Below are 6,086 nucleotides of genomic sequence, written 5' to 3'. Positions count from 1 at the left end.
TCGTTTGACTGCTCGATGTCCATGCTCACGCCTCCTCAAAGGCCGCGAGCTTTCCTATTCCGGTGCCGGCAACAAGGCCGCCTTCCGTCGGCGCTTACGATGATGGGCAAGCTCGGCGCGCGCCATGCCGCCGAAGCCGTGCGCCTGCGCATTGAGGCGACCGGGCTGGATGACGTCGCCGCCTGATCTCTGCTTATGCGCGACAACCGAATGCAAAAGGGGCGGGAGTAATCCTGCCCTTTTTCGTTTCAGCGGCAGAACGGCTTCATCCCGCCCGGCTCCAGATGGAAGTGATCGCGGTGCGCCGCATTGTAGTCCGGGCTGAGCACCGTGCCAAAGCGCTTGCACGCACTGTCGCGCACCGTACGCAAAAAGGCGCGGACCTGCGGTGAGGAACTGTTCCAGTCCGAAATTACGCTGATCCGTCGCCCGTCGGCGAGCCGGAACGCAGATACATCCACAGCACTGGCCGTAGCATGGGCCGAAAGCCGGGAGGTGCCCGCCACATTGCGGCAGGAATAGCTGCCCATCGTCTCGATCCGTACCAGTGGGCTACCCAGAATCTGCCGCGCTGCCCGGTCCACCCCGAACCTGGCCCAGCCTTGCAGCGCGTTTGCGACAGGGCAAGTCAGTGGGCCAAGATTGGTCACATCCAGCCGCCCTTCGTCACCCTGCAACGCTGCCAGCCGCACGGCGCCCAGTGTGGAACATCCCGCTCCATAATACTGATCCGCCAGCGGTGTGAACTTCGCCTGCGTCGCCCCCAGATTGGCAAGGCACGCGCGCGCCTGCGGTGATTGAGACAGCGATGCCCCCGTGCCACGGACAGGCTTGCGCTTGGGCTGATCCGGCGCGCCGATACAGCCTGCCAGCAAAGCGGTCAAAGCCGCGACAAGGATCATGCGCCGGGACATGACGCCAAGTTCGCATCTCATGGTTATCAGGCAGTTAACGGATCGCGGGCCAAAGCCACAGCCTGTCGCAAACCAGCCACCGCAAGTGCGGCACCGGCCGCCTATTTCTGTATATCAGGGTGGCTGCCGGGAGGTGGGCGCTGACGGGCTCGAACCGCCGACCCTCTCGGTGTAAACGAGATGCTCTACCAACTGAGCTAAGCGCCCCGGCGGGTGCGCTATTGCGCGGAACGCCGGGGCAGTCAACCGCGCATTGTTCGTTCTATGCCTGTGGTGTGGTGATAATTCGGTCGCGCGCCACGCGAACGTCGCCTGCTTCGATCTGCAGCTTCAGCCGTTCGCGGTCATTCGCGCGGAACATGTCCTCGCTGCGTGTGATCGCCTCGACTGACAACCCTGCATCCGCCAATGCGATTCGCGCCATCTTGATCGCCGATTCCATCACCTCGCGCACTACGCCCTTCACTGGCGCATCGCGCAAACTGATCAGCGCGCGTCGGTCAAACGCGCGGACATAGATCAGCGCGCGCGGGAAGGCCTCGTGCACTGCCTCGACCAGTTCGGGGCTCACCTGATCGCCGTCCATGCAGAAGAAGATCATCTCGGCATCCGCTGCGCCTGCCAGTCGCAGCAAGTCCAGCCGGGTGCCATCGCCGAAGTATACCTTGGCACCGAATGTTGCGGCCACGTCGATCATCTCGATGTCAGTATCGACCATTGTTACCGGGATGTTCGAAGCAAGCAGCATCTGCGTTACCCCCTGACCGAACCGGCCAAAGCCCACTACCACCGCATTCGCGCCATCGGGCTGCGGCCCTTCACGTTCGCCGGGGGCCACTTCGGCCTCGCGTCGGAACTTGGCGGTGGCCATCATCAGGAACGGCGTGGAAGCCATCGAAAGCGTGACGACCGCGCCGAACAGGCTGGCCGCATCTGGTGCGATCAGCAGCGCGCCCTGCGCCTGCGCAAACAGCACGAAGCCGAATTCGCCGCCCTGGCTCAGCAGCAGCCCCAGCGCCAAGGCCCCGCGCCACGCCATGCCGAACGCCATGCCGATGCCGAATATCACCACGCCTTTCACCGCGATCAGGGCCAGCGCCATGCCCGCCACGAACAGCGGCCGCTCGGCAATCGCTTCAAGGTTCAGCATCATGCCCACCGCAAGGAAAAACAGACCGAGCAGGATCGAACGGAACGGTTCGACATCGGCTTCCAACTCATGCCGATAGGGGCTGTCGGCCAGCATCACGCCCGCCACGAATGCCCCCAGCGCGGTGGAAAGCCCCAGCAGTTCCATCACTGCTGCCGATGCCATCACCGTGAACAGCGCCGCCACCACGAACATTTCACGCTCGCCGAGATTGCCGATCAGGCGGAACAGCGGGCGGATCACAAAGCGTCCCGCCGCGATCAGCCCCGCCAGCGCGCCCAGCGTGTAAAGCGCCAGCAGCCAGCCCGGAGGCCCCCCGGCATCAGCCGGATTGCGGCTCATCGCGCTGATGATCGTGATCAGCGGGATGATCGAAAGATCCTGAAACAGCAGCATCGCAAAGGCCCGCTCGCCAAACGGGGTGCGCAACCGGCCCGACGATTGCAGCATCGGCAAGACCTGCGCCGTGGAGGAAAGCGCCAGCGGCAGCCCCAGCGCCAGCGCCGCTTCCCAGCTGAACGGCGTGAACACTCCAATCACAGCTGTCACCGCCAGCCCGCACAGCACCACCTGCAACAGCCCCAGCCCCAGAATGTCGCGCTTCATCCGCCACAGCCGCGCCGGGTTCAGCTCCAGCCCCACAAGGAACAGCAGCAGCGTTATGCCCAGTTCCGCAATTCCCAGCTTCTGTTCGGCATCCCCCACAAGACCCAGCACCTGCGGGCCGACGACCGCGCCTGCCACGAGATAACCCAGTGTCGCACCCAGTCCCAACCGCCGGAACAGCAGCACGAAGATCAACGCAAAGCCCAGCAGGAGGAATCCGTCGCGCAACATGGAAGTGTGTTCGGCCATATGCTTACCTTTAGGCGACCCACGCGCGTCCGCAACCACCGTTCAGCTTGCGTTGATCTGCGGTCACGGAAAGTCTAGCCAGAGACCTGCGAGAACGACGTTCGTCATAATAGCTCGTCATGCTGAACTTGTTTCAGCATCCATCCTACGGCACCGCACGGCGGTGTGTGGCTAGAAATGGACCCTGAAACAAGCTCAGGGTGACGGGCCAATTTGTCAGCGGATTTTGTTTCATCGCAGTGGGAAACGACGGAGGGGTAATCATGCGCAAGGTTCTGGCACTCGCGGCGGCAACGCTGCCCGTATTGGCAAACGCCCAGTCCACGCCCACGTCGGCCCAAGGTGATGTCTCGCTCACCATCTACAACAACGATCTCGCACTGGTGCAGGACGTGCGGCAGATGACCTTGCCCACCGGCCGCACCCGGCAGGAATTCGGCGATGTTTCGGCCGCCATCCGGCCCGAAACGGTCACGCTGAATGCAGGCGGAACCGGCATCGTCGAACAGAACTTCGACTATGATCTGCTCACGCCTGAAAAGCTGATGGACAAGGCGGTCGGGCAGACAGTCACGCTTGTCCGCACCAATCCGGCCACCGGTGCCGAAACGCGTGAGACCGCCACGATCCTTGCCAACAACGGTGGCACCGTGGTCCGCATAGGCGAACGGATCGAAGTGCTCAACCGGTCTGCCGCCCGCGTCGTGTTCCCCAGCCTGCCTGCGGGCCTGCGCGCGCGGCCCACGCTGTCGGTCACGCTCGATACTACCACGCCCGGCGCGCGACCGGTCTCACTCAGCTATTTGTCGCGCGGCTTTGGCTGGAAGGCGGACTATGTCGCACTGTTCGATGAAGCGGCGGGCAAGATCGATGTGCAAGCCTGGATCACGCTGAACAACCGGAGCGGGACGACCTTCAACCAGGCCAAGGTGCTGCTGGTTGCCGGAGCGGTTGGACAAGGCAGCCAACAGGTCAGCCGCCCGCAGCGCCCGGTAATGCCCGGCAATCGCCCCGGCACGCAGAGCGCCAACCGCGAAAGCCTCGGCGATTTCTACGTCTATCCCATCGCGGGCCGCACCACCGTCGCCAATGCCCAGCAAAAGCAGGTGAGCTTCCTCGACGTTGCAGGCGCGCCCGCCACCAAGGCCTACCACTTCCGCAATGGCTGGCTGCAGAACCAGACCGAGCCGCAAAGCGCCGACGCGGTTCTGCGGTTCTCCACCGCGCGCGAAGCGGGCCTTGGCGATGCGCTGCCCGCAGGCACCGTGCGCGTCTACATGCGCGATGCGCGCGGACAGCCGCAGTTCATTGGCGAAAACGGCATCGGTCACACGCCGATGGGTTCGGCTCTCGCGCTCAAAACCGGCGAGGCGTTCGATGTGAAAGTCCAGCCCATGCTGGAAAAGCGTGACCGCATCGACAGCGGCGAATGGGAACGCACTGCGCGCTACCGCGTGACCACGCCCGGCAAGGCCGCCACAGAAGTCACCGTGGAGACAGAGAAGGTCTTCTGGCGCACGACGATGACCTACAAGGTCACCAACGCCAAGGCCACGCCGGTCACCGTGGAAGTGGTGCAGGGCGGCCTCGACAACTGGTGGCACGATACCCGCGTCCCCTCCGAAACCATCAAGGGCGAACAGCGCTCTGCCGACGAGCGCGTGTGGGAGGTGCCCGTCCCTGCCAATGGTGAGACCACGCTCACCGTCCAGTTCGATTCGCGCTACTGAGCCGCCCGGTGCGCCACGCACTTGCTCTTGCGCTCCTGCTCTGCGCCAGCACGCCTGCACTGGGGCAGAGCATGGTCACGTCCTCCGCGCCTGACAGCGTCTCGGTCAGCGTCTATCGCGCGCCGGATCGTGCCAGTGATCGTGCGATGGAGCTGAGCTGGCTGGAGGGCTACGCGCTCATCACCGAAAAGCGCACGGTCGAAATCCCTGCTGGCAAAGCCACGATCCGTTTTGAAGGCGTCGCGGCAGGTCTGTTCCCCGAAAGCGCCATCGTCACCGGCCTGCCATCAGGCGTGCGCGAAAAGAACCTCGACGCTGATCTCCTCTCCCCGCGCAGCCTCTATGCGCGCATGTTCGGTCGCCCGGTGACCTTGCGCCGCACGCTGCCCGGAAATGGCGGCATACGTGAGGAGCGCGCGGTGATCCGCTCCGCCCCCGATGGCGCGGCGATCCTGCAAACCGCTGCCGGTTTCGAAGTGGCCAATTGCGGCGGGCTGGACGATGAAATCCTCTATGTCGAAGCGCCCAAGGACTTGTCGGCGCGCCCCACGCTTTCGATAGAGACCGAAAGCACCGGGCCGCAGAAGGTCACGCTCTCGCTTTCCTACCTCGCATGGGGTTTCGACTGGCAATCGAACTACGTGATCCACATGAACCCCGATGGCCGCACGGCGGACCTTGCCGCATGGGTCACGCTCGCCAGCAGCGATTCCTCCAGCTTCGCCGATGCCGAAACCGCTGTGATCGCGGGCGAAGTGAACCGTGAGGATGCCGCGCGCGGCGCGCGGCCGTCGGGCGATAACCTCGTGTTGCAATGCAATCTGTCCCCGTTGCCCCCACCGCCGCCACCTCCACCCCCGCCACCAATGGCCCCCGCACCCGCCATGATGATGGATGAAGAGGCCTCCATCATGGTGACGGGCATGGCGATGCGCGCTATGAAGATGGAAGCCCCCGTCACCGTGGTGCAGGAAGGGCTTGGCGATTTGAAGCTCTACCGCGTCCCCGTACCCGTCACCGTCGCTGCCAATGCGCAAAAGCAGGTTGCGCTGGCGCAGAAGACCGGTGTGAAAATGCAGGCGCTCTACCGCGCCGAAGTGTGGGAAGGCGATGTGCGCGAAGTCCGCCAGATGCTGCGCACCCGAAACCGCAAGGAAGAAGGCCTCGGCCTGCCACTCCCCGGCGGTCCCGTAACGGTGTTCGAACCCTTCGGTGAAACCACGCTACTGGCGGGAGAAGGCGGACTGCAAGACCGCGCCGTGGGCGAGGATGTGGAAATTCTCCTGTCCCCCGCCACACAAGTCACCGCCGAGATCGAGGAACTGGAAAGGAAGGGCCGTGTCATCGGTCGTGCAATTCTCCGCAAAAGTGGGCTTTGAAAATTCCCTAGTTGGTGGCCCCTTCATCTCATTCTGCCGGGGCTAGCCCCGGCAGAAT

At 64.0% G+C, this 6,086-nt stretch carries 4 protein-coding genes, 1 tRNA gene and 1 pseudogene; 3 read left to right on the top strand and 3 right to left on the bottom strand.

Annotated elements, in window-relative coordinates:
* Positions 1–186: pseudogene (locus tag B7X90_RS18070) on the top strand (hypothetical protein); the annotation flags it as partial.
* Positions 187–248: 62 nt separating this feature from the next.
* Here B7X90_RS18070 and B7X90_RS18065 read toward each other — a convergent pair.
* The 3 genes from B7X90_RS18065 to B7X90_RS18055 form a co-directional block, all read right to left on the bottom strand.
* Positions 249–914: an extensin family protein gene (locus tag B7X90_RS18065; protein WP_292626923.1), complete on the bottom strand. Its 666-nt coding sequence runs from the start codon at positions 912–914 to the stop codon at positions 249–251.
* A gap of 134 nt (positions 915–1,048) precedes the next feature.
* Positions 1,049–1,121: transfer RNA gene (locus B7X90_RS18060), tRNA-Val, on the bottom strand.
* A gap of 55 nt (positions 1,122–1,176) precedes the next feature.
* Complete coding sequence (locus B7X90_RS18055; RefSeq protein ID WP_292626920.1) at positions 1,177–2,919, bottom strand: cation:proton antiporter; 1,743 nt, start codon at positions 2,917–2,919, stop codon at positions 1,177–1,179.
* A 263-nt stretch (positions 2,920–3,182) separates the two neighbouring features.
* Here B7X90_RS18055 and B7X90_RS18050 point away from each other — a divergent pair, with 263 nt between their 5' ends.
* Both B7X90_RS18050 and B7X90_RS18045 read left to right on the top strand, forming a co-directional pair.
* Positions 3,183–4,649, top strand: coding sequence for a DUF4139 domain-containing protein (locus B7X90_RS18050; protein ID WP_292626918.1), 1,467 nt, complete (start codon positions 3,183–3,185; stop codon positions 4,647–4,649).
* Positions 4,650–4,657: 8 nt separating this feature from the next.
* The gene (locus B7X90_RS18045; RefSeq protein WP_292626916.1) at positions 4,658–6,028 is read left to right on the top strand and encodes a hypothetical protein; all 1,371 of its coding nucleotides are present in this window, start codon (positions 4,658–4,660) and stop codon (positions 6,026–6,028) included.
* The last annotated feature ends 58 nt before the right edge of the window (positions 6,029–6,086 follow it).

Source organism: Novosphingobium sp. 17-62-19, from assembly GCF_002256775.1.
In the GTDB taxonomy this organism is placed as follows: domain Bacteria; phylum Pseudomonadota; class Alphaproteobacteria; order Sphingomonadales; family Sphingomonadaceae; genus Novosphingobium.
The sequence above is the reverse complement of the archived record's forward strand: the minus strand, read 5'-3'. Positions and strand labels throughout refer to the sequence as shown.